This window comes from Pseudomonas sp. Y5-11, from assembly GCF_022368695.1.
Classification (GTDB): domain Bacteria; phylum Pseudomonadota; class Gammaproteobacteria; order Pseudomonadales; family Pseudomonadaceae; genus Aquipseudomonas; species Aquipseudomonas parakoreensis.
On the sequence record NZ_CP058974.1, the window covers coordinates 5,357,388 to 5,382,100 of the forward strand.

The window sequence follows — 24,713 nt, forward strand, 5'->3', positions numbered from 1 at the left end:
GGTGGGAGAACCGGGGACTCAGGACAATGGAAACTTCGGTCCAAAAAGCGTGCGCCAGGCACGAAGCGCTTCAAGGTTACGTCCCCGCCGGCTATGGTCGATGGCAACTGCTGCGTCACGACTTGCTTGAGCCAGCAATTCCTGCGCTCGCTGCTTGCGTGCGGCGTCCATGTCGTTGCTGATCGCCGGACCCAGACCTGCAGGATCAGGCCACTCGTCGTGGACGCGGTCTGCGAGCGTGGCGAAGAACGACTGGATCTCGCGATCGAACGAGCCTCCCCAGCCACCGTAGAGGCATTCCAGTGCCATGACCTCAATGAGGAAAGATGGCTTTACCGGCTTGTCAGTACCGTGCTTGGGATTGTTGTTCCAGTACTTCACCATGCGCACGAGACCCTTCCACTCGTTCCCGTAGGCCTGATGCGCCGCCGTTGCTTTCTCCTTGTGGATTTCAGGATCCGTCTTGATCCATTTTCCGGAAGCCGAGTCGGGGATCTCATATTCGCTTCCCGTGTCGAATGCCGGCACGGCATCCACACTGACCACGCGGTAGTCAGTATTGTCTTCAGCGTCGATGTGCACGCCGAAGTCAACGTTGATCGAACGCGCCTGCTTGCGGACGGCAGCAGCACCATACTTTTCGACCAACGCCGCATGAAAGTCATCCAGCACGACAGACGCGGCCTTGCCGTGATAGTGCTTCTCCGAATCCTTCAGCACGAAGAAGATGTCGATGTCTTTCAGAGGCTTGGTCTTTGTGTACCGCGCATAGGAGCCAGTCAAGAAGCTGCGGGCAATCCCGAACTTGGTCTGCAGGTAGTCCCGCACTTCATTCTGGCGCTGCGAGGCGTTCTTCTGTTCGCGCTCGTTGAGTTCAAGGCGCGATTTGAACTTCCGGAAAGCTTCATCGATCGATAGCATCAGCGCTGCCTCCAATATCCGGCCTGCCCCGCTAGGCCACTGTGTTCGACGGTCGAGCCGAGGCTCTGCTTGACCATCCCATCGGTTGACCGGTAGCTACCCTTGCTCCAGCCGTCCACATCTGGACGTTCTGGCTTCGTGTCGAGCAAGAGCTTGTACTTGGCCTGCGAAGGCAGCAGTCCAGCCTTCTTGATCGCGTATTTCAATTGTTCGGTATCCGTCCAGAAGCTGCCGTCTTCATCCGACCAGCCGTACACGATGTCAATGTCCCATCGAGTGACTAGCTTGTCTGTCGCTGGGTCGTAGACCTCCAGGATGACTTTTCGCAGATCGCCAGTTCCGAGCCAGGTCTTGATCGCGCGCGTGTTGCTCTCCCATCGATCGGCGAAGTACTCGGGATCCAGACCACTGAGCCGAATGATGTCCTTGAGACTCTTGAGGATGTTGTCCGTCACATAGGTGACCGAATGCGTGTACGAGTAGGTGGCGACGGTACTCATGACTTGAGGAACCCTCCAAGGTCGAGCGAAAGCGCCTGTGCACTGGCAGACCGTTCGTCGGTGGCGATGCCCTGGGTCATGTCCCTCGCAGTGATGCGTGTGCCGTGCTTTTTCAGAGACGCCTGAACCCAGGTGAGTTCGTCCTTCGGGCACGGCAGAGACACCGCCCAGTCGCCCTTCAGCGGTTCGAAACCCAGCGCGTCTTCGCTGGCATCGCTGCCATCGATGGCATCCTCGTCAAAAAGGCAGTAGATACGGGTTCGTGGCCCGTCACAGGTCGCCACGATGGGCGCCCCCTTGGGTGCCTGATCGGTGATCAGGCTAGCCGCTACTCCTGCTACCGCTTTGAGTTCCGTGCGAGCGGCACTCTCTTTACCCTGTGTGAGCAGCTCAACAATAGCGTCCCAGGTTTGCAACGCATCGCGATGCGGGCTGCTTCGGAACGTTCGACTGACGACAGTGGTCATCGTTGCTTTCCTCCTTGAAGACGCGCTTGCTTGGCTTGGCCGATCGCACTGCGCAGATGATCGATCGACAATTTATTGGGATCGACCGCCACATGGGGATCTGCGGCAAGCGCGTTTGCCACCACTTTACGGATGGCGCGGCCGTCCAGCCCCACGCATTCGCCGGCGCAAGCGTCGAACGGGGCCCCCGAGGCAATTTTGCCGATGTGCGGAAAGGTCTTGGCCAGCCCCTTCAAACACTCAATGAGTATCTGCTTGCATGCCTCTTTGCCCGGCAACGGCACCTCCATCACCATGTCGCAACGAGACATGAAGGCGCTGTCGACCGCTTGCGGGAAATTACTGGTGGCCACGAACAACAGATGGGGGTGTTGCTCGGCAAGGATGTCCAACTGAACCAGCACCGCGTCTGTCGCACGATGGACGTCGACGGGATTGGCCTCCAGGCTGAGCTTCGATCGGTCCGCTGCAAGGGTCTCGACTTCGTCGAGCAGCACGATGGTAGGCCCCACCGCGGCAGCTTCGGCAATCGATTGCGAGAAGAGTTCCGCCACTGCGCGCTGTGTCTTGCCCATCGCAGAGCTGGTCAGCGTATGAGGATCGACTTCAAGCAAACGAAACTTCCCCGAAGGGAACGATTCCGCCACACGGTGCGCCAGGCCGCGCGCCAATGATGTCTTACCCGTTCCCGGTGGTCCCACCAGCAGAATCACACCATGCAGCGGCAACACCGTGCGGTCCACCTTGGGTCGTACCGTGAAGTTGACGATCGCCTGAGAGAGCAGTTGCTTCTTGCGTGCCTCGTCCATCACGATGGAATCCCACAGCGCACCCAGCGAGGCGTCCGGCAGCTTCCAGCTTCGGTGGATGCCTTTCGGCAGGGATACATCCGTCGGGGGATTCTTAGTCATCCGTGTGTCTCAACAGGTCAGAGGATAGTGCGGTAGCCGGCAAGCACCTTGGTGGTCTGGACCAGGCCTTGGCGCAGCAAGATATCGAGATAGCGATCGACGTCGATCGTCGGGTTCCTCAGTTGGGCGCGCTGGCGCTGTGCGGCCGAGACGACTGCAGCCGCATCCAGATCCAGCAAGTTGTCCACGAACTCATCCGGATGCTGCGATTCGACGCCGTAGGGCGCCAGCAGCTCATTCGGGAAATCTCGCTGGTTGAATGTCACGATCACACTCGCCCCACAGCGAATGGCGGCGGCCAGCACGTGGCGGTCGTCCGGATCTGGCAAGGTCAGACCGGCCGCGAGCGATTCGTACCCTTCTACCAATCCATCGGGGATGGCACGATCCATCAGGTCAGACGTTCGGTCAACTTGCGCCCTGGTGAGATCGGGCCGATTGATCAGCAGGTTGCGTTTCCACTCCTCGTGAATGGTTTGGCTCCAACGCGCTCGGAACCGACCGGACAGCCCCAGCCACATCAGGAAGTCCCGCAGCGGAGCGGGATAGAGAACGCATGCGTCGTAGACGGCCGTGAAGGGGGAATGCCTCATTCGTACCCCATTCCCAACTCTTGCGACTGCTGTGTGAGTTCAGCCATCGCCTGCTCGCTGGCGCGCTCACGCGCCTCCTTGTACTGCATCAGGTCGGCAAACCTCACCCGGCGGTGCTTGCCAGTCCGATGAAACGCCAACACCCCATCTTCGAGCAGCTTGACGAAATGCGGACGGGACACGTTGAGCAGGTCCGCGGCCTCCTGTGTTGTCAGCTCGGCATGGACAGGCACCACCTTCACAGCATTGCCGTCGGCCAGTTCGGCCAAGATGTCCACCAACAAACGCAAAGCCGAGGTCGGCAGCTCGACTTGGTGTGCCTGCTTCTGGTCATCGAAAATCTGGATGTGCTGAGTTTCAAACTGCGTCGCGAGGTAGGCAGCCAAGGCGCGTTGCCCCTGCACGGCTGCCTTCACCTCACCCTCGGCGGGCAGAGTCATCTTGGATTGGGCAGTAACGGTCATGGGTATCTCCTGGGCGAAAACGGGTTGCGAGTCGTATCTTAGTCGAAATAAACGAAAAGCGCAATAAACGAAACGGGGCACCGATCCCGACCGTTCGGCCGCCGTCATTCGCCTCCGCTTCAATAGGGGAACGAGCCAGTTCGGATTGTTTGCGGCCTAAAACACCGCTGATCTCCAGGATCTGGCCATTGCTGATCACACAGGAATGGCGCGATGTTGGCTCCGATCTGGCTGCGCGCCGCGCATCGCGGCGTGCCCACTTTTCTCGTGACGGCCCTTGTGTTGGGCCAGTCCTCGATGGCCTTGGCCGAGTCCCCAGCGCAGCGTCAGGAGCTGGTCGCAGCGCTGCGCCAACTCGACGCGCTGGAGCGCACGGTCGCCGACAGCGCCGCGCATGCCCCCATCCAGCCGGGCGAGCGCTACCACTTCGACTACCCGAGGCTGCTGGCTGACCTGGCGCGCGTGCGCGCCGGCATCCAGGCCCATCTCACACCGTCGCGCGCCCAGCCGCGCGACCCGTCCGAATTGGCCGGCGACTACCGCACGGAGCGGGTCGTCCCGCCATCACCGCCGACGACCGCGGAGGGCAAGCCATGAACGGCGCCCAGGTCTCGGCATTTCAAGCCAACAGCGGCATCGCACCTTCAGCGATGGCGACCGTCCTGGTCGGCGTCGTGTTCGCGGTCCTGCTCGTCTGGGGCGTCTGGGCCATGCGAACGGCCTACGTGGGGTGGTCCGAGAGCCGCCTCAACCAGCGCCAGTTCCTCGGCGTCTGCATCCGATTCGTCGCGATGTACCTCGTCCTGACTTTCTTCCTCCTCTCCTGACCTGAAAGGCATGACCATGCAAAACCGCATCCTCAATTCCCGTCTTGCCCAGCGCGCCGCCGTGGCCCTGGGCGCCGCTGCGCTGCCCGTGCTGTCGTTCGCGCAGGGTCTGCCGCAATTGGAGAACCCGACCCGCGGCACGGGCAACGGCATCATGGAAACGATCCGCAACTACGGCTACGACATCATCATGCTCGTAGCCCTGCTGGTGGTGGCGTCGATGTTCATCGGCGTGTGCTACCACGCTTACGGGACCTACGCGGAAATCCACACAGGCCGCAAGACGTGGGGCCAGTTCGGCCTCACGGTCGCCATCGGCGCCGTCCTGCTCGTGATCGGCATCTGGCTGCTCACCGAAGCCACCGGCATCCTGTAAGGCGAGGCCGGTATGTCTGAGCAGCAGCACGTCCGTGCGGACGGGACCGTGACGTTCCTTCCGCACCGGCTCAACCGACATCCCGTTGTTGTGCGCGGCCTCACCGCCGACGAGCTGTGGATCTGCTGCGGCCTGTCCGGCGCCGCCGGTCTGCTGGTCGGCGCACCACTTTCCTGGGTGTTCCGCACCATTGCCATCGCACCGACATTCGTCGTCCTGGGCGTGGCCTTCGGCGTGTTCATCGGCGGCGGAATTCTTCGCCGCCTCAAGCGCGGGCGTCCCGACACCTGGTTGTACCGGCAACTGCAATGGCGCATTGCTACACGCCATCCGCTGATGGCGGGCTGGGTGGGCGGCCATGTGCTGATTTCGCGCACCGGCTTCTGGACCACCCGAAGGAGCGTACGATGAGCCGCTTCAAGAACGAGATCACCCACCTGCAGGCGCACATCAAGACGCTTCGCCTGGGTGCTGGCGCCCTGATCATCGTCGCCCTGGTCATGGGTGGCGGCTGGTGGAGCGCTCCCCGCGATCTGACCATCCACGTTCCGCCTGACCTGCGCTCCGGCAGTACCAGGAAGTGGTGGGAAGTGCCGCCCGAATCGGTCTATGCGTTCACGTTCTACGTGTTCCAGACGCTCAACCGCTGGCCGACGAATGGCGAAGAAGACTACGCGCGCAACCTCCACACGCTCTCGCCGTACCTCACCCCATCCTGCCAGGCCTTCCTGCGCGCGGACTACGACTACCGCCGCAGCACGGGCGAGTTGCGCCAGCGCGTGCGCGGGATTTATGAAATCCCCGGCCGCGGCTACGGCGACGACCCTACGGCGCGCGTGCGCGTGGTCTCCGACCGCGACTGGGTGGTGACGCTGGACATCACCGCCGACGAGTACTACGGCGCCGAGCAAGTCAAGCGCGCTCTGGTGCGCTATCCAGTGAAGGTCACGCGGGTGGACGTCGATCCTGCCCGCAACCCGTTCGGCCTGGCGCTCGACTGCTATGAGGGCGCGCCCCAGCGCATCAGCACGCCGGAGCCAACGCGCCCGGCGTCTGGCGGCCTGTCTCCGCAAGCGCCCCAAGGAGAAACCCCATGAAGCATCCTGTACTCACGCTGCTGGGGCTGTTGGCCGTGGCCGCCGCTCCTGCTGTCCAGGCAGTGGAGATCCTGCGCTGGGAACGTATGCCGTTGGCGGTGCCGCTGAAGGTCGGCCACGAGCGCATCGTGTTCATCGACCGCAACGTCCGCGTGGGCGTACCTGCGGGCGTCGGCGAGCGCCTACGGGTGCAGAGCGCGGGCGGCGCGGTGTACCTGCGCGCCAGCGAGCCGATCGAGCCCACGCGGCTGCAATTGCAGGACGCCGACACGGGCGCGCTGATCCTGCTGGACATTGCGGCGGAGCCAGCCAAGGACGGCGAAGCCGAGCTGGAACCAGTGCGCATCGTCGAGGGCAACAGCACCCCGGCGCGCTATGGCGATCAGCCCGGCGATGACAACGAAGCTCCGGCGCGCGCCCAGGACCAGGCCGGCGCGCGAGCGGCGCGACGCGAGACCCCGGTGTCGGTTGTCCTGACGCGCTTTGCCGCACAGAACCTCTACGCGCCGCTACGCACCGTGGAGCCGCTGCCGAGCGTCATGCGGGTGAACCTGCGCCGTGACCTCGACCTCGGCACGCTGATGCCGACGCTGCCCGTGCGCGCGGTCGCGCTCGCGTCATGGCGTCTGGAAGACCAGTGGGTGACCGCCGTGCGCCTGACCAACAGCAGCAGCGGCTGGATCACCCTGGACCCGCGCGTGCTGCAAGGCGATTTCCTCACCGCCACCTTCCAACACGAGGCGCTTGGCCCGCGCGGGACGCCCGAGGACACGACCGTTCTGTACCTGGTGACGCGCGGGCGTGGCCTTGCGCAATCGCTGCTACCAGCGGTCAACCGCTTCGACCCGGCCGTGCATCTCCCGCAACCGGAAGCCGGTTCCCAGGATGGCACCGACCGCAAGGAGGTCCGCCATGCGCAGTAATGGACTCCTGAAGTGGCTGATGATCCCGGTTGCCGTGCTGGTGCTGTTCGTCGCCATCCGGCTGTTCTCGGGAGGCAGCACTTCGGCACCACCGACCGCGGATGCCGGCGCCAAGCTCACGCCAGCGGAAATGAAGGCGCTGGGCATCGAGGGCGATACCCCGCGCGACACCGTGGCGACGCTCGTTGCCCAAGTGAAGCAGTTGCGCACCGAGCTTCAGACCGCGCTCTCGGACAACAAATCCCAGCGCGAAGAAAACCAGCGACTGCGCCAGCGCGAGAACTCCATTGACCAGCGCATCAATTCGGCCCTCGACTCCGAGCGCACCAACCTGCGTCGCGACCAAGAGCAGGCAGCCAGCGCGCGTCAGCAGACCGAAGGGCTGCTGGCCGACCTGCAACGGCGCCTGGACAGTATCGGCGGACGTGGCGGCGGCCATGCCGACCTGCCGGTGGGTCTGGGGCTGCGTGACGGCGACGAGGCCGGCATGGAAGGCGGCGTGCGCTGGGTCGAACCCGACGATGCGAGGAAAGCCGAGGGGCGCAACAGCAGTCGTGGCACGGGTAGCGGCATGAGCTTCCCGACGAGCTTCGGCCCCGCGCAGAGCACGTTGGAAACCACGGCGGAAACCGTGGCGAACGCGGGCGCACGCGCCGCAGGCGTGAAGAGCGCCAAGGCGGTCTATACCGTACCGACCAATTCGACGCTGATGGGGTCGGTGGCGATGACGGCGCTGATCGGCCGCGTGCCGATCGACGGAACCGTCAACGATCCGTACCCCTTCAAGGTGTTGGTCGGATCGGACAACCTGACCGCCAATGGCATCGACATTCCCGACGTGGCCGGTGCCGTGTTCAGCGGCACCGCATCGGGCGACTGGACGCTCTCGTGCGTGCGCGGCCAGGTACGCAGCATCACCTTCGTCTTCCACGACGGCACGATCCGCACCATCCCCGAAGACCGCGACGGCAACCAGCAAAACAACCAGCAGCAGAACTCTCAAAGTGGAGGCCTGGGCTGGATCAGCGACCCATACGGCATTCCCTGCGTCAGCGGGGAGCGGCGCAGCAACGCCCAGCAGTACCTTGGCTCGCAAGCCCTGATTACCGCCGCCGGTGCCGGCGTCGCCTCGCTGATCGACAGCGACAGCGGCCAGATGTCCTACGTCGGCGCCGACGGCTCCATCGGCAGCGTCGGTATCTCGGGCAATGAAGCCGTGGGCCGCATCCTGGCCGGTGGCGTGCGCGACATGGCCGACTGGGTGAACAAGCTGTACGGCCAGGCGTTCGCCGCTGTCTATGTCCAGCCCGGCGCGAAGGTCGCCGTCCACCTCGAAAAGCCGCTCGCCATCGACTTCGATCCCGAAGGCCGCAAGGTCGATCACCGCGCAGGAGAAAGCCATGCTCTCGAACTTGAATAAGGCCCTGGCGCTGGCCCTCGCCGTCGCGGTGCTCGGCGGCTGTGCCACCAGCAAGGAAAAGCTGCTCCCCCACGGCGACAGCACGATGATGGACATCTGGCAGCAGAACGCCGGTGACGGGGGTGGTGGCGCCGGCCAGGTGGCGCGCAGGCAATTGCTCGATGCACGCCAGAGCCTGCGCCGGACGCTGACCGAGGCCGACGTGGAGGCCGCGCCCACCGAGCAGATGCGCTACACGCGCACGGCGCGCAACGAGGTCTATCGCCAGTTCCACCGCCTGCCGAACCCCGATCTTGTCATGTATGTGTACCCGCACCTGGCGGGCACCGATCCCGTGCCGGTTCCGGGCTACACGACGGTCTTTCCCCTGTACCAGCGTGTGCAGTACGCCATGCCGGGCGAGCGCGTGGAGGACTACTGATGCGCTGGAAACTCCCCTGGCCGAAGCTGGCTGCATCCGATGGTGGCAATGACGAGCAGCCGGACGGCTGGCAGCGCCACGTCGAGGCGTTGCGCCAGGCCGGCATTGCCGAACCCGGAGCGACGGTCCAGGGCCGCAGGCCGGCGACCGTGGCGGACGAGCAGGCGATGTACGACGTTGCGCAGTCATTCGCGGAGCTGCTGCCCTGGGTGGAGTTCCTGCCGCCGTCGAAGTCCATGCTGCTGGAGGACGGGCAATCGGTCGCGGCCTTCTACGAACTGGTCCCGCTAGGCACCGAAGGTCGGGAACCGGGCTGGCTCGCTCATGCCCGCGATGCGCTCGAAAACGCGCTCCAGGACTCGTTCGATGAGCTGGATGAGAACCCGTGGGTGCTCCAGCTCTATGCACAGGACGAGCCCAGCTTCGACCAGTACATGCAGACGCTACGCGACTACGTGCAGCCGCGCGCCCGCAGCACGGCCTTCACCGAGTTCTACCTCCGCTTCTTTGGCCACCACCTGCGCGCGGTGGCCAAGCCCGGCGGACTGTTCGAGGATACGGTGGTCACGCGGTTGCGCTGGCGCGGCCAGACGCGGCGCGTGCGCATGGTGGTCTATCGCCGGGCCGCCGGGCAGGCGAACCGCCGCGGCCAGACACCCGAGCAAATGCTGAACATCGTCTGCGATCGCCTCTGCGGCGGCTTGGCGAACGCCGGCATCCAGGCCCGGCGCATGGTCGCGGCCGATGTTCACGACTGGCTGCTGCGTTGGTTCAACCCACGCCCCACGATGCTCGGGCCCGGCGCTGAGGAGCGAGAGCGCTTCTATGCGCTGGCCCGCTATCCCGACGAGGTGGAGGAAGGTGAGATTGAGCTGGCGAGTGGTCGGGACTTCAGTCAACGGCTGTTCTTCGGTCAGCCTCGCTCCGATGCCGAGCACGGCACCTGGTACTTTGACGGTATGCCGCATCGCGTACTGGTCACCGACCGGCTACGCATGCCGCCCGGTACGGGGCACCTGACCGGCGAAACCCGCAAGGGGGACGCTATCAACACGCTTTTCGATCAGATGCCCGAAGACACCACGATGTGTCTGACCATGGTGGCGACGCCCCAGGACATCCTCGAATCGCACCTGAATCACCTGGCGAAGAAGGCTGTCGGCGAAACACTGGCATCGGAACAAACGCTCAAGGATGTGCAGGAGGCACGCTCGCTCATCGGCAGCGCGCACAAGCTCTACCGCGGCACGCTGGCCTTCTATCTGCGCGGACGCGATGAAGCCGAACTTGACAGGCGCGGTCTGGACCTCGCCAACGTGATGCTCAACGCGGGGTTGCAGCCTGTGCGCGAGGACGATGAAGTCGCGCCGCTCAACAGCTACCTGCGCTGGCTACCGTGCTGCTACAACCCTGCGCAAGATCGACGGAACTGGTTCACCCAACTGATGTTCGCCCAGCATGTGGCGAATCTCTCGCCGGCGTGGGGTCGCAGCCAGGGTACGGGTCATCCGGGCAACACGTTCTTCAACCGCGGCGGCGGGCCGATCACGTTTGATCCACTGAACCGCTTGGACAGGCAGATGAACGCCCATCTGTTCCTGTTCGGCCCCACCGGCTCGGGCAAGAGCGCAACGCTCAACAACCTCTTGAACCAGGTCACGGCCATCTACCGGCCGCGGCTGTTCATCGTGGAAGCCGGCAACAGCTTTGGCTTGTTCAGCGACTTCGCAAAGCGCCTGGGTCTGACCGTGAACCGGGTCAAGCTGGCTCCTGGCTCGGGCATCAGCCTGGCGCCGTTCGCCGACGCTCGCCGGCTGATCGAAACGCCCAGCAACGTGCAGACGCTTGATGCCGATGCACTGGATGAAGAATTGCCAGCCGATTCCTCGGTCATGGAGGAGGACGAGCAGCGCGACGTGCTGGGTGAACTGGAGATCACGGCACGGCTGATGATCACAGGCGGCGAGGACAAGGAAGAAGCCCGGATGACGCGGGCCGATCGCTCGCTGATCCGCCAGTGCATCCTCGATGCCGCCGAGCACTGCGTGGCCGAGAAACGCACGGTGCTCACGCGCGACGTGCGCAACGCGCTGCGCACGCGCGGCCAGGACCCGACGCTGCCCGAGATGCGGCGCGTGCGGCTGCTGGAGATGGCGGACGCGATGGACATGTTCTGCCAAGGCACGGACGGCGAGATGTTCGATCGCGATGGCACGCCGTGGCCCGAGGCCGACATCACGCTGGTGGATCTCGCGACCTATGCCCGGGAGGGCTACAACGCGCAGCTCTCCATCGCCTACATCAGCCTGATCAGCACGGTGAACAACATCGCCGAGCGCGACCAGTACCTGGGCCGTCCGATCATCAATGTGACCGACGAAGGCCACATCATCACGAAGAACCCGCTGCTTGCGCCCTACGTTGTAAAAATTACAAAAATGTGGCGCAAGCTAGGGGCCTGGTTCTGGCTGGCTACACAAAATATCGACGATCTGCCGCGTGCCGCGGAGCCCATGCTCAACATGATTGAGTGGTGGATCTGCCTGTCGATGCCGCCCGATGAGGTCGAGAAGATTGCACGCTTCCGCGAACTCTCGCCCGCGCAGAAAGCGCTGATGCTCTCGGCGCGCAAAGAAGCGGGCAAGTTCACCGAGGGCGTCATCCTTTCCAAGAGCATGGAAGTGCTGTTCCGCGCCGTGCCGCCCAGCCTGTACTTGGCGTTGGCGCAGACCGAACCCGAAGAGAAGGCCGAGCGCTACCAGCTCATGCAGCACTACGGCTGCACCGAACTGGAAGCGGCCTTCAAGGTGGCCGAGAAGATCGACCAGGCGCGCGGCATCGAGTCGCCGGCCTTGGAACTGTCGTAAGACGGAGAACGCCATGGAACAGAAACGTCCTTCCATTCCGATGCAGGTCCAGGCGTTCCGCCGCCGCAACGGGCGGCCCCGCTGGCCCTGGGCATTGGCTGCTGTGCTGGTCGCGCTGCTGCTGATCTGGCTTGTGTCAAGGTCGCCCGGCGAATCCCCGCCGCAGCCGCCCACGCCGGTCAGCATGGCACCGGTGGCCGGGCCGCCCTGGCTAATGGGCAACCCCAAAGGCCGTTTCACGCTGACGCTCTATGCCGACCTGGAGTGCCCGTTCTGCCGGGAGTATTTCCCGCAGCTCAAGCGGTGGATCGGCAACAACACCGACGTGGCGCTGCAATGGCACCACCAGCCGCTGGCCGAGCACGAGCCGGCCGCGTCAGCCGAGGCACGCCTAGTGGAATGCGCTGCCGAAGCAGGTGGGCATGTCGCGTTCTGGCAGGCGATCGAATGGGTCTATGCCCACACGCGCAGCGGCGGCCAGGGCTTGCCCGATGGCTTGCGGTACCCCGAATCGACGCCAGCCAGCGAGCAGTGCATGGCAAGCGAAAGGCCCAGTGCGGCTATCCGCGCCCAGGCTGCGGAAGCCACCAAGAGCGGCGTAACCGCCACGCCGTCGCTGCGCCTGCTCGATCGCCAAACGGGCCAGGCCATCCTGCTGCAGGGGCCGATCGAGGGCGATGCCTTGCTGTCAGCCATGGACATGCTGGCGGCTGAGGGTCCGACCAGCACACCCACATCCGAAATGCCTGCCGACGTCGTCGGCGACATGCCCAGGTAGCCCCGGTCTTCAAGGCTACGGCGCAGTCCTCTGCGCTGACCGCGACTCGTTCGCCTTGCATCCTGGCCGCGAACGGTCACCGCAATCGCGGTGATGGATGCATCTTTTCATTCTCATCCCCAGGAGGGCTTGCCCTCGGGGGCGCGCGCCCTCCGATCTCACCGTCTGGAGGTTCGCCATGTCTTTCGCCATCAATGACTCCTGTGTGGAGTCGCTTTCCGCCGTAGCTGCCCAGCACGAAGACTGGATCATCCAGCAGGCCATCGTGCTGCTGGAAAAACGGATCTTCAAAGCTGGACCATGCCTCAGCCAGCCGGCCGCCGTGCGGGACTATCTGCGCGTGAAACTGGTCGCTGAACCCAACGAGATATTCGCCGCTGTGTTCCTGGATAGCATGCACCAGGTGCTGGCCTACGAGCCATTGTTCAGGGGCACGATCAACTCGACTTCTGTTTATCCACGTGTCGTCGTACAGCGTGTGCTGGAGTTGAACGCCGCCGCGGTGATCTTCGCGCACCAGCACCCCTCGGGCATCTCCGAGCCGTCGAGCGCGGATCGTGTGCTGACCCAGCAACTGCAGGCCGCGCTGGCGCTCATCGATGTACGGGTACTGGATCACATCATCGTAGGCCAAGGTTCCCCGTTCTCCTTTGCGGAGTCAGGCCTGCTGTAACGGTCGCATTGCTTCATTGATCCTCGCGGAGGCTTCGGCCTCCGTTTTTTTATGGCGCGGGACAAGCAGGTATGCGGGCAGCCCGCGATGCGCATTGTTTGTTGGGGTGGCATCGGGTTCGCGTTTGACTATGGCCCTGATCAACTTTCGGGGCACGCGACATGCCGGCATCCTTTTCCACGTTCGCGTCGGGCTGGCGAACCCTTGGTCTCGTCGTGGCGCTGCCGGCGTCCCTGGCCGTGTTCAGCCCCGTCACCTTCGCAGCCGACGTACTGGTCGTCACCGACAGCCACCACCCGGTCAAGACCATGGGCGGCGAGCGGCTGATCGAGCTGGACGAAGCCCGCCGGATTGAAGCGGAGCTTTCTGCGGAACTGCCCGCCGCCCCCGAACAGGCGGCGGCCACCGTCAAGCGTCGGCTGAACCAAGGCGGCGCCGACCTACAGCGCCGCATCGCTTCCGCATACCAGGGCGTCACCGACGCATGGAGCCTGGGCATCACCAGCATCCCGGCTGTCGTGGTGGATCAGCGCTACGTGGTCTATGGCGAGCCGGATGTGGCCCGCGCTGTCGCGCGCATCGAGCAGCGTCGGAGGACCCAGCCATGACGAGGCCATTCGACCTTATGCGCCGCATGCGGGCTGGCGTGGCTTCCTTGCTGCTGCTCAGCGCCACGGGTAGCTACGCCTTGAACACCACCGCCATCGTTGCCTCGGTGGCCTCGCCCGATTGCTTGGAGTACCGGGTGGTGGGTATCTGCTACTGGCTCTACTGCACCTGGGGAGGCTGCACGGTGCGCACCTCTGTCAAGGTGCGCCACTACATCCCCGATGCGGTCGTCTCCAGCTACAGCAACACGGGCGAGAACCCGTGGGTCGAAGTCCGGGCGATGAGTACGGCCAACCCGTCCGCCCAAGCGGGCGGCGATGGAACGACGAACGAGGATCACGAAAACAATCTCGCGAAATTCAAGAACGCCGACGTGATCGGCCATCCCGGCGTCGAGGTGTTCAACCAGTTTGTTTCGTCCTCGGGCTACTTCTGCGAGGGCGCGGGAACGGCATTCATGCCGTATCTGCTCAGCACCTTGGACACGCTTGCCTGGCGCTACAACGTGCCCGAGATGGCCTACCCGGAGGCATTGATTCCCGGCATGCGCGAGGTCGGCGCACGCACCACGATGAACCTTTGGGGCAACGTGTATCCCCGCGGCGGCTTCCTGCACCAGACCGACGACCACAAATCGGGAGCCGTGGTGGCCCAGCGTGCGGGCGATGTCGTCACGCGCCGCGGGCAGTTGCACGTGTACCAGCCGCTGCTTGCCAATGCCCGCGATGGCTACTGGCCCGCCAGCGCGCTGATGGAGGGTGATGCCTCGACTGGCAAGTGGCAGGAACTCACGCCCGTCCTGTCCTCGTCCTGCACGGTTTTCCCACGCACCGGCTTCCTGACTCAGGCCCAGCAAGGCGACTACGCCTGGGCGCTGTGGCGGCCGTATGCCTGCTGCGAACGCCGTGGACAGGTGTTCCTTGGCAGCGTTGATTTCCTTTGAGGTGCCGCGATGAAGCGTTCCGACTCTATGCAGTTCTCCCCACCGGCTCGTGGCAAGAGGATCTGTTTGGCGCTTACCGGCGCGTTGGTTCTGGCAAGCGGCGTGGCCTGGGGCCAACTGGGCTACCAGACCAGCGGCAACGTCATCGGCGATGACGTCATGTACTCCATCGGCGGCGGCAGCGCCGTTTCGATGGGCCGCGCAGCCGGCATGCGCTCGCTCGGCGTGGGTGTCGGCTGGAACAGCAATCTGATCTGCGGCGACATGAGCATCCAGACCACGTTGAAGAATCAACTCAACGGTGTCACCAATGGCTTTCAGCAGATCATGTCCTCGGTGATCCAGAGTGCTACGAGTGCTGTGGCGTCCCTGCCGGCGTTGATCATCCAGCGTGCAGATCCAGGCCTCTACAACCTGCTCACCAACGGCGTTCTGCAAGCGCGGCTGGATTTCGACCGCTCGAAGCTGACGTGCCGCGCCATGGCCGAAAAGATGGCCGAAACGGCTGGCGGCCAACTCGGCTGGAGCCAGATGGCAGAGGGGTTGGCGCTGCGTGACGCTGTTTCGAGCACGGATGCCGTCTCGGCCATCGAGCAGGCCGAGACGCGCCGTGGCAACGATGGCGTGCCCTGGGTCGGGGGAAGCAATGCCGGCGGCTCCGGTCAGCCCGCGATCAAGGTGGTCGGTGACGTCACCCGCGCGGGCTACAACCTGGTCAATGGCCGCGGGGTGACCGACACGTCGGCAATCGCTCCGGCCAGTTGCACGAGCCTGTCGTGCCAAACCTGGACCACGCCGCAGGCGGCCATCGAGTGGGCAACACGGGTGCTCGGCGAGAAGGAGCAGCGCACCTGCGACGCCTGCACCAAGACGGAGACGGTGCCCGGCGTCGGGCTGACGCCCCTGATCCAGGAGGAGTACGACGCCAAGCTGCAGGCGCTCCAGGACCTGGTCTCCAAGGCGAAGAACACGACGCCCGAAAACCTGCGGGAGGCCGGCAGCGCGTCGCTGCCCATCACGCGCGGCGTGGTCGAGGCACTGCGCGACGAACCGGACCAGCACCTGCTGTCGCAGCGCCTGGCGTCCGAGGTTGCGCTGGCGTCGGTGCTGGAGAAGGCGCTACTGCTGCAACGCACGCTGCTGACCGGCAAGAAGGAGCCCAACGTGGCGGCCAACCAGCTCGCCGTGGAGGCGGTGAACCACGAGAGCGACACGCTCGATCGCGAGATTCGCAACCTCAAGACCGAGCTGGAGCTGCGCCGGGAGCTGGCGAACAACTCGCCCATGGCGATCATCCAGCGCCACGGCACGCGCGCGGCGGGCTCGCGTGGCATCTACGAAGGCGATCCGGTGCCTGACCGCCTCGATCAGTTGCAGAAGGGCAATCCGGGAGGCCGGCCATGAGCCTGATGCGTGCGGCCTGGCTGCGCCCGCGCTGGCTGTTCAACCGGCGCGCAGCGAAGGCGCTGCTGTGGACGATGGTACTCGCGGCCGTCGCCGTGGGTGCCAACATCGTTGGCATCTACCTCGTCGGAAGTGTCGCGGGCTGGGAGCGTTGGCTGGCGGCAGCAGCGGGCTACTTCCTGGTCTGGCGGCTGTGCCTGTATGGCGCGACGGCCTACGGCTGGGTCTGGATGCGTCGCCGGCTGCTTGCGCGTGAGGACGACGCGCAAGCGCGGCGCCGCCTGGTACGCAGCGAGATCGCCGGCGTCGTTGCCATCGTGGCGCTTGAAGCCAGCCTGTTGATGCAGGGCTGAGGGGAGGTCCGAGCCATGACGCTTTTCACAACCGACTACCTGGAGTACTACCTGACCTTGGTGTCCTGGATCGTCAACAACGGCATCTGGGCGGTACTGGTATCCAGCGGGGTATTCGCACTGCCCTTCGTGGCGATCATCGTGCAGGAATGGCTTAAGGCCCGTGCGGAAGGTGCCGACGAAGGCAACAAGGGCGTGCTCTCGGCCGCACGCATCGAGAACCGGGTGTTCGTCGCCATCGTGGTGGTGATATTCGCCGGCATCCCCTTCATCGACGTGGACCTCAACACAATTCAGTACGACAGCTCGCGCTCGGCCCAGTGCCAGGTCAACGTGCCGCAGCCCACGGATACCGGCTGGTCCCAGTCCTTCAGCACCATCAACAACCAGAGTGCCAAGGTGCCGGTCTGGTGGGCCTTCATGCACGCGCTCTCGCGCGCCGTCACCAGCGCCTCGGTGGCGGCAATCCCGTGCGGGACAGACCTGCGACAGATGCGCATGGAGATCGACGCTACCCGCATCAATGACCCGGTTCTGGCTCAGGAAGTGGCCGATTTCACACACGACTGCTACGGACCTGCACGCGCTAAATTGTTCATGGCGCGGCCGGAGCTGGACGACGCTCAAATGAACGACGTGACCTGGATCGGTTCGAGGTTTTTCACGGATACCGGCGGCTACTACGACAGCTACCGTTCCAGCACGGCGCGCGAGTCATGGCCCTATGACGACACCCGCGACGCAGGGCTTGCGCAGGTGGCCAGTGGCGGCGGCTACCCGACCTGCAGGCAGTGGTGGGCCGATGGCAGCAACGGCCTGCGGGCACGGCTGCTGGGCCAGGTGGACCCCAGCCTGTTGAATCGCTTGGCGGGCTGGGCCGGGTTCCTGAGCCGTACCGAGGTGGACGATTCGGTGGTCCGTACCATCGCGTCACCGCGACAGCAGAAGCTCAACCAGGGTTCGGTCTATACCGACTACGGCGGCCAGATCGACAAGACCCTGCCGAACATCGTGACGCGGGCCACGGGGGATGTAGGAATGGCGGTCGGGGCACTTGCCGCATTTCCCGCCATGGACGTGGTGCGCCAGGCGCTGCCCATGGTGCTTGCCTTGCTCAAGATGGCACTGGTCATCTGCATCCCGCTCGTACTGGTCGTCGGAACCTATGACCTGAAGACGGTCGTCACCGTCAGCGTCGTGCAATTCGCGCTGTTCTTCACCGATTTCTGGTTCCAACTCGCACGCTGGATCGACAGCACCATCCTCGATGCGCTCTATGGGTGGGGCTTCGGCTGGAACCGGCCACACACTAACTTCGATCCGCTGGTGGGGTTGAACAATGCCTTTGGCGACCTGCTCCTGATGTTCGTCATGGGCACGATGTTCCTGGTCTTGCCGGGCTTTTGGCTTGCGAGCCTTACCTGGGTTGGGATTCGGGCCGGGCACGTCATCCAGGGGCTTTCAGATGGCAGCAAGAGCGCCGGCCAAGCAGGCGGTAAGGGCGCTGGGGCCCTTACCGGAGGTAAGCTGAAGTAGCGCGGTGCCGATCAGTCGTCGGTGTACAACTCGTGCGACGTATCGTTGTACAGATTGGGATCGTAGCCGGGTGTCTTGCGCAGTTCGGTGAGGTCGGTGAACGGCCACTCGTCTTCTTCCGATGTATTGGCAGCCGCCGCCCATCCCGCCACCACGACTCCCAGCAACACGAGTGCGAACCAGAAGGCGGCGTAGAGCAGCGCGCCCAGCACAGCCAGCTTGACCACCCACAGCAGCACTGTGGCACCAACCGAAGGCACCCCTTTGGCCACCAACCAATTCGATACCCGCCGTTCGCCACGCGCATAGACGCGCCATCCGCGGCCAAAGGTACGGCCGAGGCGTTCTGCGGTACTGGTGCGGGTCGTCGTGTTCATGGTCGTCTCCTGCTACTGAGGAATGCCTATTCCTGTTTGCTCCACTTCATTCCGTTTCGGGCTTCAATGTGTTTTCTTGCTGCTTCAGGACGCTTCGTCATCCGGTTCCACCGGGCCGGGGTCGGGCTCCACGCCGATGCGGTAGGTGGCAACGAAACGCGGCCAGTCCACATGGTCAACCAGGTCGATGTCCTCGACAACGCTGACCTTCGTTCCCGCACGCTCGAACAGGGCGATGCTCGCGGCGGGATAGTTGTTGCGCGACGGATAGAGCACCCCGTCGAACAGCGGCTGGCCGTCGTCGCCGACCATCGCATGCACCTGAGCGGACACCTGCTGCGTGTGCGTGTAGTCGCGGCTCGCCAACTGCTCCAGATTCAGGCCGAAGTAGCCCGCCATGACGCCCGGCGCCGTGAGGTCGGCCAGGAGCACGTCGTCCAGCACGCCCACGGCGCGGACCATCCGGGCGTGGACCTCCTTCAGGGCGATGGAGCGCTTCGTGTCTTCAAGCCACTGGTGCTTGTGAAACACCGACTCCATCAGCGCCGTGGGCAGGTCGCGCCCCAGGTAGAGCACGCCGTAGGCCCCCGCCGGGTCATCGTAGCGATTCGTGCTGCTGCGACCATAGTACAGCGGGCTGCCCCGATAGACGACGCGGCTCACATGCTGGAGCAGTTCACCGGCATCGATCAGGAACGAAGGCAGCTCGTGGCTCATGGCGATCTCGCTTCAATGCACCTGGACGCCCAGCACGTTGAACACGGCCTCGGCCACGTCATCGATCGTGCCATGCGTCACCGCATCCACCGGCGAGCGCCCACCCAAGCCTTCGAGCGGTTCGGACAGTGCGCGGTAGATCGTCCAGTGATCGATACCCTCGACCTCCTGAAGCACGGTTTGGGTCAACTGCTGTTTCACCGGGTCGAGCTGCCAGTCGGGCAGCTTCTGACCGCGCGGCCCCACGTTCAGCGCCAGCAGCCGACGCGCGAGGATGTCCTTGTAGATCTGCTGGCGCGACTTGTCCGCCAGCTTGGCGAACTCCGCGGGCGGCAGGTTGTGCGGCTGGTTGAAGGTTTCCAGCAGCACGGCGCGGCCTCGCTGGACGTCGGTTTCATTCGGTGCCCAGCGCGTGTCGGCGCGCAGCGCGGCCGCCTTGCGTGCAAGGGCCTGCCCAACGGTCTCCCCCTCCAAGTTGGCGGGCAGTGTCACCGCTTCCACACGCTCGTGGACGAACGCCTGCAACTCGGCCGCGAAAGCCGTGGCATCCCGGATTTCGACGGTATCCGCGAAGCGGCGTACATCTTCCACCGTGACGCGCGGCAGACGGTCGGCAATGAATTCAATGGCAGTGGGCATGGTCATCTCCCGAGTAGGTTTGGGACAGGATTCACTCTAGTCGCCTTTGTCGCGTCTGTCAACTTAGTCGCCTGAGTGAGAACAACCTACCTGGCGGAAGCAGCGTTCCCACAGCATAGGCAGAGGCCAGCGCCGGGTCGCCGTCCAATGCATTCGAGCGGGTTCCACATTGACGCTGGAGCCGCAACCCAGGCCTCGCTATACCGAAACGGTTAAAGGCCAAAGGGCCGAAATGGCAAGGGAATGGGGTGCAAGGGGAAAGGCCCTACCTCGAAAAGGCCAAAAGGCCTCCCGGTCGGCCCGTCATCAGGACACCCACATGCTTTCCCTGTTCCAGCGAAAACGGCCCCCGGTCGCTGCCGCACCGACGCCACCACCCGTCACCGCCCTCCCGAAAGGGCTGCTGCGTCCTGAGTCGGCCGCATCGCTGCTGGCCACCCCACGCCGGCAGAAGCTGCTGGAGCACATCTGGCAGCGTACCTCGCTCTCGCGTAGGCAATTCGCCACCCTGTATCGCACGCCCCTGGAACGCTATGCCGAACTGGTCCAGGCCTTCCCGGCCTCCGAGGCGCATCACCATGCCTACCCGGGCGGCATGCTCGACCACGGCCTGGAGATCGTCGCCTACAGCCTGAAACTGCGGCAGTCCCATCTGCTGCCCATCGGTGCCAGTCCCGAAGACCAGGCGGCCCAGTCCGAAGCCTGGACCGCCGCCGTTGCCTATGCTGCGCTGCTCCACGATATTGGCAAGATCGCCGTCGATCTACACGTCGAACTGGCCGACGGCAGTACTTGGCATCCGTGGCATGGCCCGCTGCACCAGGCGTACCGATTTCGCTACCGTGACGACCGCGAATACCGCCTGCACAGCGCCGCAACAGGCTTGCTCTATCGCCAACTGCTCGACCGCCACGTCCTGGACTGGCTCAGCGACTATCCGGCTCTCTGGGCACCGCTGCTCTATGTGCTGGCCGGTCAGTACGAACATGCCGGTGTACTGGGGGAACTCGTCGTGCAAGCAGACCGGGCGTCGGTGGCCCAGGAGCTGGGCGGCGATCCGGCGCGCGCCATGGCCGCGCCCAAGCACGCACTGCAACGCAAGCTGCTGGACGGGTTGCGCTACCTGCTCAAGGAACAGTTGAAGCTGAACCAGCCGGAAGCCTCCGATGGCTGGCTCACCGAGGATGGTTTGTGGCTGGTGAGCAAGACGGTTTCGGACAAACTGCGCGCACACCTCCTGTCTCAGGGGATCGATGGCATTCCTGCGAACAACACCGCCGTGTTCAATGTGCTGCAGGACCACGGCATGCTGCAGCCCACACCGGACGGCAAGGCGGTCTGGCGCGCGACCGTGACCAGCACGACCGGCTGGTCCCATTCGTTCACCCTGTTGCGTCTCGCTCCCGCGCTGATCTGGGAGTCTGGCGAGCGACCAGCACCTTTCGCGGGCACGGTAGAGATCGACGCGACGCCCGCGGAAAACGACGCCAGCATGTCGGCTCCCGCGCCTACCGTCTCGGTGAACCCAGCGCAGGGAGGTCAAGAGCCTCCGATTTGGGAGGGCGACAGCACCACCATCGTTTCACCGCCCGCAGCCCAGCCCGTGCCCGACGTCATGGAGGATTTGCTCGCGATGGTGGGCTTGGGTGAGTCGGCCGGCGTTGGCCAGGATGCCGAGGAGTTCCTCCACACCCCCGCGCCAGCAACAGCCGCGACGTCCATTCCATCGCCTGCACCTGCACCCGCGCCTACGCCTGGGTCATCGGCAACGAAGCCATCCGGGGAACAGTTCATGGTTTGGCTGAAGCAGGGAATCGCCTCACGACGGCTCATCATCAACGACGCGAAGGCACTCGTGCATACGGTGAATGACACGGCCTACCTGGTCAGCCCGGGTGTGTTCCAACGCTATGCGCAGGAGCATCCCGAAGTGGCCGCACTCGCCAAGCAGGAGAGTCAACAGGATTGGCAGTGGGTGCAGAAGCGCTTCGAGAAGCTGCAGCTACATCGAAAGCAGCCCAATGGCCTGAACATTTGGACCTGTGAAGTCACGGGCCCGAGGAAGTCCCGCCGACTGCATGGCTACCTCCTCGAAGATGGGTCCTTGGCACTCGCCGAAATACCGCCCAACAATCCCTATCTTGCTCTGACTCAGGAAGGATGACGCGATTCGGGCATTGATCGCCACCGTCGTGTGGCGACGATCAATGCCCCGCGAAAACTGGCAACATTTGGCGAACTGAGCTACTCGGCCCGCGCCAACTCCTGTGCAAGGAACGGAGCGGTTCTGCTGCCAGACGTTCGGGCCACCTGCTGAGGGGAGCCCGCCACCACGATGCTGCCGCCGGCAGCGCCTGCACCAGGCCCCACGTCGATCACCCAATCGGCCTGGGCCACCGCGCGCATATCGTGTTCGATCATCACTACGGTATTGCCGGCATCGACCAGGCGCTGCAACTGCACCAGCAGCCGGTCGGCGTCCGACGCATGCAGCCCGGTAGTCGGCTCGTCGAGCACGTACAGGCTTCGGCCGCGCTGGCTGCGCTGAAGCTCGGTCGCCAGCTTGATACGCTGCGCCTCGCCACCGGAAAGCTCGGTGGCCGGTTGCCCCAGGCGCAGGTAGCCCAGTCCGATATCGCGCAGCAGTTGCAGTGGCCTTGCCACAGCGTCTTCACCCGCGAAGAATTCGCTGGCTTCGTCCACGGTCATCTGCAGCACCTCGGCGATGTTGCGCCCGTTCCATTGCACCTTCAGCGTGGCCTCGTTGTAGCGTGCGCCATGGCACGTCGGGCACGGCGCGTACACGCTGGGCATGAACAGCAGTTCCACGCTGACGAAGCCCTCGCCCTCGCAGGTCTCGCAGCGCCCCTTGGCGACGTTGAACGAGAACCGTCCGGCATCGTAGCGGCGGCGTCGCGCATCGGGCGTGGCAGCGAACAGCTTGCGCACATGGTCGAACAGGCCCGTGTAGGTGGCTAGGTTCGACCGCGGCGTGCGCCCGATCGGTTTCTGGTCCACCTGCACCAGACGCTGTACGGCGTCCACGTCGCCCGCCAGATGGCCGCCGGTCGCTTCGATCACTGCCGGCCCTTCGCTGGTGGCGCTTTCGGCTACATCGTCTTCCGGCTCGTGGCCCAGGTGCAGCAGCACCAGCTCCGGCAGGGCCTGCGCGACGAGGCTGGACTTGCCCGAGCCGGAGATGCCGGTGACGGCCGTCAGCACGCCCAGCGGAATGCGTGCGTCCACGCCATGCAGGTTGTGGCGGTGGACGCCCTGCAGCTCCAGCCAGCCGATCGCTTCGCGTGCCCGGCTCCCCGGCGCGGGGATCTCGTCGAACAGGTAACGGGCGGTGCGCGATTCGGCAATCTTGCGCAGGCCATCCGGCTCGCCACTGTAGAGCACGCGGCCGCCACGCTCCCCGGCATCCGGCCCGACATCCACTAGCCATTGCGCGCGGCGCATCAGTTCCAGGTCGTGCTCCACCACGAACACCGAGTTGCCTGCGTCGCGCAGCCGATCGAGTGCGTCGTACAGGGCCTGGCTGTCGGAGGGGTGCAGCCCCGCCGAGGGCTCGTCGAGCACGTACACGACGCCGAACAGCAGGGAACTCAATTGCGTAGCCAGCCGCAGGCGTTGCAACTCGCCAGCCGAAAGCGTCGGCGTGGCCCGGTCCAGCGTCAGGTAGCCCAAGCCCAGCCCGCGCAGTTGGCGCAGGCGTGCCATCACGCCACCGGCCAGGCGCTGCGCGGCGAGGCGCTTTTCTTCCGACAGCGCGGAGGTGCGGCGCACGTCGGGCGATACCGCGTGTACGGCACGACCGGAGGCCGCGCGTTGGGCACGGTCGCGCCGGGTCGCTTCCTTGTCCGTAGCCGCCCCCGCTGCATGGGCGCGGAAATCACCCTGGGCAATGGGTTCGAGCAAGGCCGCCAACTGGTCCAGCGGCATCTGCATGAACGCGCCGATGTCCACGCCGGCGAAGGTGACCGACAACGCCTCGGGCTTGAGCCGCTTGCCGTGGCAGGTGGGGCACGGCTTGCCCTCCATGAACCGGGACACGCGCTTTCTCATCAGCGCGCTCTGGGTGTTGGCAAAGGTGTGCAGCACATACCGGCGAGCACCGGTGAAGGTGCCCATGTAGCTCGGCTCCATCTTGCGCTTGAGCGCGGCGCGGGTCTCGGCGGGCGTGAAGCCGGCGTACACCGGCACCGTCGGTGTTTCCTCGGTGAACAGAATCCAGTCGCGATCCTTCTTCGGCAGGTCCTTCCACGGTCGGTCAACGTCGTAGCCCATGCTGACCAGGATGTCGCGCAGGTTCTGGCCTTGCCAGGCGGGGGGCCAGGAGGCGATCGCCCGCTCGCGGATGCTCAGGGAGGGATCGGGCACCATGATGGCCTCGGTCACCTCGTACACATGGCCCAGGCCGTGGCAGGTCGGGCACGCTCCCTGCGGCGTGTTGGGCGAAAAATCCTCGGCGTACAGCATCGGCTGGTTGGCTGGGTAGGCGCCGGCGCGCGAATACATCATCCGCACCAGGCTGGACAGGGTGGTCACACTGCCCACGGAGGAACGCGCGTTGCTGGAGCCACGCTGCTGCTGCAGCGCCACCGCCGGCGGGAGGCCGTCGATCGCATCGACGTCGGGCACGCCGGCCTGGTCGATCAATCGCCGCGCATAGGGGGCCACCGACTCGAAGTAACGTCGCTGAGCCTCGGCATAGATGGTGCCGAAGGCCAGCGAGGACTTCCCGGAGCCGGAGACTCCCGAGAACACCACGAGCGCGTTACGCGGGATGGAAACGTCCACCTCTTTGAGGTTGTTCTCGCGCGCCCCGCGCACCTGCACGAGGCCGCTGGCCGCAGCGGTACAAGAGGATTCACCGAAAGAATTGTTTGGCATG

Annotated in this window: 27 protein-coding genes; 17 read left to right on the forward strand and 10 right to left on the reverse strand. The window is 64.7% G+C overall.

All coding sequences use genetic code 11. The features are described from left to right. Window positions 1-18: 18 nt before the first annotated feature. Genes HXW87_RS23930 through HXW87_RS23955 form a run of 6 tightly spaced genes read right to left on the reverse strand, consistent with a single transcriptional unit; the run spans window position 19 to window position 3,856 of the window. Window positions 19-921, reverse strand: a complete 903-nt coding sequence (locus HXW87_RS23930) for a CBASS oligonucleotide cyclase (RefSeq protein ID WP_100773618.1) — start codon at window positions 919-921, stop codon at window positions 19-21. After that, a complete protein-coding gene (cap7, locus tag HXW87_RS23935) occupies window positions 921-1,421 on the reverse strand; it encodes a type III CBASS phage resistance system CD-NTase-associated protein Cap7 (RefSeq protein ID WP_100773619.1) in 501 nt (166 codons plus the stop codon). The genes HXW87_RS23930 and cap7 overlap by 1 nt, the downstream gene beginning before the upstream one ends. Continuing rightward, window positions 1,418-1,888: a hypothetical protein gene (locus HXW87_RS23940; RefSeq protein ID WP_100773620.1), complete on the reverse strand. Its 471-nt coding sequence runs from the start codon at window positions 1,886-1,888 to the stop codon at window positions 1,418-1,420. The genes cap7 and HXW87_RS23940 overlap by 4 nt, the downstream gene beginning before the upstream one ends. Next, the gene (locus tag HXW87_RS23945) at window positions 1,885-2,799 is read right to left on the reverse strand and encodes an AAA family ATPase (RefSeq protein WP_100773621.1); all 915 of its coding nucleotides are present in this window, start codon (window positions 2,797-2,799) and stop codon (window positions 1,885-1,887) included. The genes HXW87_RS23940 and HXW87_RS23945 overlap by 4 nt, the downstream gene beginning before the upstream one ends. 17 nt (window positions 2,800-2,816) lie before the next feature. Next, window positions 2,817-3,392: a PIN domain-containing protein gene (locus HXW87_RS23950; protein ID WP_100773622.1), complete on the reverse strand. Its 576-nt coding sequence runs from the start codon at window positions 3,390-3,392 to the stop codon at window positions 2,817-2,819. Then, window positions 3,389-3,856: a helix-turn-helix domain-containing protein gene (locus tag HXW87_RS23955; RefSeq protein ID WP_043156233.1), complete on the reverse strand. Its 468-nt coding sequence runs from the start codon at window positions 3,854-3,856 to the stop codon at window positions 3,389-3,391. The genes HXW87_RS23950 and HXW87_RS23955 overlap by 4 nt, the downstream gene beginning before the upstream one ends. 213 nt (window positions 3,857-4,069) lie before the next feature. Between HXW87_RS23955 and HXW87_RS23960 the strand changes: the two genes are divergently transcribed. The 16 genes from HXW87_RS23960 (at window position 4,070) to HXW87_RS24035 (ending at window position 18,083) form a co-directional block, all read left to right on the forward strand. Then, complete coding sequence (locus tag HXW87_RS23960) at window positions 4,070-4,453, forward strand: RAQPRD family integrative conjugative element protein (RefSeq protein WP_023465080.1); 384 nt, start codon at window positions 4,070-4,072, stop codon at window positions 4,451-4,453. Then, window positions 4,450-4,683: a TIGR03758 family integrating conjugative element protein gene (locus HXW87_RS23965; RefSeq protein WP_009459672.1), complete on the forward strand. Its 234-nt coding sequence runs from the start codon at window positions 4,450-4,452 to the stop codon at window positions 4,681-4,683. The genes HXW87_RS23960 and HXW87_RS23965 overlap by 4 nt, the downstream gene beginning before the upstream one ends. A 16-nt stretch (window positions 4,684-4,699) precedes the next feature. Further along, window positions 4,700-5,059 carry a TIGR03745 family integrating conjugative element membrane protein gene (locus tag HXW87_RS23970; protein WP_023103906.1) on the forward strand — a complete coding sequence of 120 codons (360 nt, stop codon included), beginning with the start codon at window positions 4,700-4,702 and terminating at the stop codon, window positions 5,057-5,059. 12 nt (window positions 5,060-5,071) lie between these two features. Beyond that, complete coding sequence (locus tag HXW87_RS23975) at window positions 5,072-5,470, forward strand: TIGR03750 family conjugal transfer protein (protein WP_100773625.1); 399 nt, start codon at window positions 5,072-5,074, stop codon at window positions 5,468-5,470. Then, on the forward strand, window positions 5,467-6,156 hold the full coding sequence (locus HXW87_RS23980; protein ID WP_009459666.1) for a PFL_4703 family integrating conjugative element protein: 690 nt from the start codon (window positions 5,467-5,469) through the stop codon (window positions 6,154-6,156). Before HXW87_RS23975 ends, HXW87_RS23980 begins: the two co-directional genes overlap by 4 nt. Continuing rightward, the gene (locus tag HXW87_RS23985; RefSeq protein WP_023103903.1) at window positions 6,153-7,079 is read left to right on the forward strand and encodes a TIGR03749 family integrating conjugative element protein; all 927 of its coding nucleotides are present in this window, start codon (window positions 6,153-6,155) and stop codon (window positions 7,077-7,079) included. The genes HXW87_RS23980 and HXW87_RS23985 overlap by 4 nt, the downstream gene beginning before the upstream one ends. Continuing rightward, window positions 7,069-8,499 (forward strand): TIGR03752 family integrating conjugative element protein, encoded by a 1,431-nt coding sequence (locus tag HXW87_RS23990; protein WP_017515583.1) that lies wholly within the window; start codon window positions 7,069-7,071, stop codon window positions 8,497-8,499. The genes HXW87_RS23985 and HXW87_RS23990 overlap by 11 nt, the downstream gene beginning before the upstream one ends. Then, window positions 8,480-8,920, forward strand: coding sequence for a TIGR03751 family conjugal transfer lipoprotein (locus HXW87_RS23995; protein ID WP_023103901.1), 441 nt, complete (start codon window positions 8,480-8,482; stop codon window positions 8,918-8,920). The genes HXW87_RS23990 and HXW87_RS23995 overlap by 20 nt, the downstream gene beginning before the upstream one ends. After that, window positions 8,920-11,787: a conjugative transfer ATPase gene (locus HXW87_RS24000; RefSeq protein WP_023103900.1), complete on the forward strand. Its 2,868-nt coding sequence runs from the start codon at window positions 8,920-8,922 to the stop codon at window positions 11,785-11,787. The genes HXW87_RS23995 and HXW87_RS24000 overlap by 1 nt, the downstream gene beginning before the upstream one ends. Before the next feature lie 13 nt (window positions 11,788-11,800). Continuing rightward, window positions 11,801-12,565, forward strand: coding sequence for a DsbA family protein (locus HXW87_RS24005; RefSeq protein ID WP_028690954.1), 765 nt, complete (start codon window positions 11,801-11,803; stop codon window positions 12,563-12,565). A gap of 178 nt (window positions 12,566-12,743) precedes the next feature. Then, window positions 12,744-13,238 carry a DNA repair protein RadC gene (gene radC, locus HXW87_RS24010; RefSeq protein WP_023103898.1) on the forward strand — a complete coding sequence of 165 codons (495 nt, stop codon included), beginning with the start codon at window positions 12,744-12,746 and terminating at the stop codon, window positions 13,236-13,238. A 161-nt stretch (window positions 13,239-13,399) separates the two neighbouring features. Further along, window positions 13,400-13,846: a TIGR03757 family integrating conjugative element protein gene (locus HXW87_RS24015; RefSeq protein ID WP_017514119.1), complete on the forward strand. Its 447-nt coding sequence runs from the start codon at window positions 13,400-13,402 to the stop codon at window positions 13,844-13,846. After that, window positions 13,843-14,790 (forward strand): TIGR03756 family integrating conjugative element protein, encoded by a 948-nt coding sequence (locus tag HXW87_RS24020; RefSeq protein WP_023103897.1) that lies wholly within the window; start codon window positions 13,843-13,845, stop codon window positions 14,788-14,790. Before HXW87_RS24015 ends, HXW87_RS24020 begins: the two co-directional genes overlap by 4 nt. A gap of 9 nt (window positions 14,791-14,799) precedes the next feature. Then, on the forward strand, window positions 14,800-16,194 hold the full coding sequence (locus HXW87_RS24025) for an integrating conjugative element protein (RefSeq protein WP_023103896.1): 1,395 nt from the start codon (window positions 14,800-14,802) through the stop codon (window positions 16,192-16,194). Further along, a complete protein-coding gene (locus HXW87_RS24030; protein ID WP_017516006.1) occupies window positions 16,191-16,547 on the forward strand; it encodes a hypothetical protein in 357 nt (118 codons plus the stop codon). Before HXW87_RS24025 ends, HXW87_RS24030 begins: the two co-directional genes overlap by 4 nt. A 15-nt stretch (window positions 16,548-16,562) precedes the next feature. Then, a complete protein-coding gene (locus tag HXW87_RS24035) occupies window positions 16,563-18,083 on the forward strand; it encodes a conjugal transfer protein TraG N-terminal domain-containing protein (protein WP_239777888.1) in 1,521 nt (506 codons plus the stop codon). A gap of 11 nt (window positions 18,084-18,094) precedes the next feature. Here the strand turns inward: HXW87_RS24035 and HXW87_RS24040 are convergent, their stop codons facing one another. The 3 genes from HXW87_RS24040 to HXW87_RS24050 form a co-directional block, all read right to left on the reverse strand. After that, on the reverse strand, window positions 18,095-18,460 hold the full coding sequence (locus HXW87_RS24040; protein ID WP_028690953.1) for a DUF3742 family protein: 366 nt from the start codon (window positions 18,458-18,460) through the stop codon (window positions 18,095-18,097). An 84-nt stretch (window positions 18,461-18,544) separates the two neighbouring features. Continuing rightward, window positions 18,545-19,177 (reverse strand): RES family NAD+ phosphorylase, encoded by a 633-nt coding sequence (locus HXW87_RS24045; protein ID WP_028690952.1) that lies wholly within the window; start codon window positions 19,175-19,177, stop codon window positions 18,545-18,547. A 12-nt stretch (window positions 19,178-19,189) separates the two neighbouring features. Continuing rightward, window positions 19,190-19,816 (reverse strand): hypothetical protein, encoded by a 627-nt coding sequence (locus HXW87_RS24050; protein ID WP_023657212.1) that lies wholly within the window; start codon window positions 19,814-19,816, stop codon window positions 19,190-19,192. Between the two features lie 319 nt (window positions 19,817-20,135). Here HXW87_RS24050 and mobH point away from each other — a divergent pair, with 319 nt between their 5' ends. Further along, the gene (gene mobH, locus HXW87_RS24055; protein WP_028690951.1) at window positions 20,136-21,980 is read left to right on the forward strand and encodes a MobH family relaxase; all 1,845 of its coding nucleotides are present in this window, start codon (window positions 20,136-20,138) and stop codon (window positions 21,978-21,980) included. An 80-nt stretch (window positions 21,981-22,060) separates the two neighbouring features. On the opposite strand, the gene HXW87_RS24060 is transcribed toward mobH, so the two are convergent. Beyond that, window positions 22,061-24,712 (reverse strand): excinuclease ABC subunit UvrA, encoded by a 2,652-nt coding sequence (locus HXW87_RS24060; protein ID WP_028690950.1) that lies wholly within the window; start codon window positions 24,710-24,712, stop codon window positions 22,061-22,063. Window position 24,713: the final 1 nt, after the last annotated feature.

What these genes read in the sequence shown, in the direction of transcription:
- HXW87_RS23930 (WP_100773618.1), bottom strand. Translation starts at nt 921, where the DNA reads ATGCTATCGATCGATGAAGCTTTCCGGAAGTTCAAATCGCGCCTTGAA.
- cap7 (WP_100773619.1), bottom strand. Translation starts at nt 1,421, where the DNA reads ATGAGTACCGTCGCCACCTACTCGTACACGCATTCGGTCACCTATGTG.
- HXW87_RS23940 (WP_100773620.1), bottom strand. Translation starts at nt 1,888, where the DNA reads ATGACCACTGTCGTCAGTCGAACGTTCCGAAGCAGCCCGCATCGCGAT.
- HXW87_RS23945 (WP_100773621.1), bottom strand. Translation starts at nt 2,799, where the DNA reads ATGACTAAGAATCCCCCGACGGATGTATCCCTGCCGAAAGGCATCCAC.
- HXW87_RS23950 (WP_100773622.1), bottom strand. Translation starts at nt 3,392, where the DNA reads ATGAGGCATTCCCCCTTCACGGCCGTCTACGACGCATGCGTTCTCTAT.
- HXW87_RS23955 (WP_043156233.1), bottom strand. Translation starts at nt 3,856, where the DNA reads ATGACCGTTACTGCCCAATCCAAGATGACTCTGCCCGCCGAGGGTGAG.
- HXW87_RS23960 (WP_023465080.1), top strand. Translation starts at nt 4,070, where the DNA reads ATGTTGGCTCCGATCTGGCTGCGCGCCGCGCATCGCGGCGTGCCCACT.
- HXW87_RS23965 (WP_009459672.1), top strand. Translation starts at nt 4,450, where the DNA reads ATGAACGGCGCCCAGGTCTCGGCATTTCAAGCCAACAGCGGCATCGCA.
- HXW87_RS23970 (WP_023103906.1), top strand. Translation starts at nt 4,700, where the DNA reads ATGCAAAACCGCATCCTCAATTCCCGTCTTGCCCAGCGCGCCGCCGTG.
- HXW87_RS23975 (WP_100773625.1), top strand. Translation starts at nt 5,072, where the DNA reads ATGTCTGAGCAGCAGCACGTCCGTGCGGACGGGACCGTGACGTTCCTT.
- HXW87_RS23980 (WP_009459666.1), top strand. Translation starts at nt 5,467, where the DNA reads ATGAGCCGCTTCAAGAACGAGATCACCCACCTGCAGGCGCACATCAAG.
- HXW87_RS23985 (WP_023103903.1), top strand. Translation starts at nt 6,153, where the DNA reads ATGAAGCATCCTGTACTCACGCTGCTGGGGCTGTTGGCCGTGGCCGCC.
- HXW87_RS23990 (WP_017515583.1), top strand. Translation starts at nt 7,069, where the DNA reads ATGCGCAGTAATGGACTCCTGAAGTGGCTGATGATCCCGGTTGCCGTG.
- HXW87_RS23995 (WP_023103901.1), top strand. Translation starts at nt 8,480, where the DNA reads ATGCTCTCGAACTTGAATAAGGCCCTGGCGCTGGCCCTCGCCGTCGCG.
- HXW87_RS24000 (WP_023103900.1), top strand. Translation starts at nt 8,920, where the DNA reads ATGCGCTGGAAACTCCCCTGGCCGAAGCTGGCTGCATCCGATGGTGGC.
- HXW87_RS24005 (WP_028690954.1), top strand. Translation starts at nt 11,801, where the DNA reads ATGGAACAGAAACGTCCTTCCATTCCGATGCAGGTCCAGGCGTTCCGC.
- radC (WP_023103898.1), top strand. Translation starts at nt 12,744, where the DNA reads ATGTCTTTCGCCATCAATGACTCCTGTGTGGAGTCGCTTTCCGCCGTA.
- HXW87_RS24015 (WP_017514119.1), top strand. Translation starts at nt 13,400, where the DNA reads ATGCCGGCATCCTTTTCCACGTTCGCGTCGGGCTGGCGAACCCTTGGT.
- HXW87_RS24020 (WP_023103897.1), top strand. Translation starts at nt 13,843, where the DNA reads ATGACGAGGCCATTCGACCTTATGCGCCGCATGCGGGCTGGCGTGGCT.
- HXW87_RS24025 (WP_023103896.1), top strand. Translation starts at nt 14,800, where the DNA reads ATGAAGCGTTCCGACTCTATGCAGTTCTCCCCACCGGCTCGTGGCAAG.
- HXW87_RS24030 (WP_017516006.1), top strand. Translation starts at nt 16,191, where the DNA reads ATGAGCCTGATGCGTGCGGCCTGGCTGCGCCCGCGCTGGCTGTTCAAC.
- HXW87_RS24035 (WP_239777888.1), top strand. Translation starts at nt 16,563, where the DNA reads ATGACGCTTTTCACAACCGACTACCTGGAGTACTACCTGACCTTGGTG.
- HXW87_RS24040 (WP_028690953.1), bottom strand. Translation starts at nt 18,460, where the DNA reads ATGAACACGACGACCCGCACCAGTACCGCAGAACGCCTCGGCCGTACC.
- HXW87_RS24045 (WP_028690952.1), bottom strand. Translation starts at nt 19,177, where the DNA reads ATGAGCCACGAGCTGCCTTCGTTCCTGATCGATGCCGGTGAACTGCTC.
- HXW87_RS24050 (WP_023657212.1), bottom strand. Translation starts at nt 19,816, where the DNA reads ATGCCCACTGCCATTGAATTCATTGCCGACCGTCTGCCGCGCGTCACG.
- mobH (WP_028690951.1), top strand. Translation starts at nt 20,136, where the DNA reads ATGCTTTCCCTGTTCCAGCGAAAACGGCCCCCGGTCGCTGCCGCACCG.
- HXW87_RS24060 (WP_028690950.1), bottom strand. Translation starts at nt 24,712, where the DNA reads ATGCCAAACAATTCTTTCGGTGAATCCTCTTGTACCGCTGCGGCCAGC.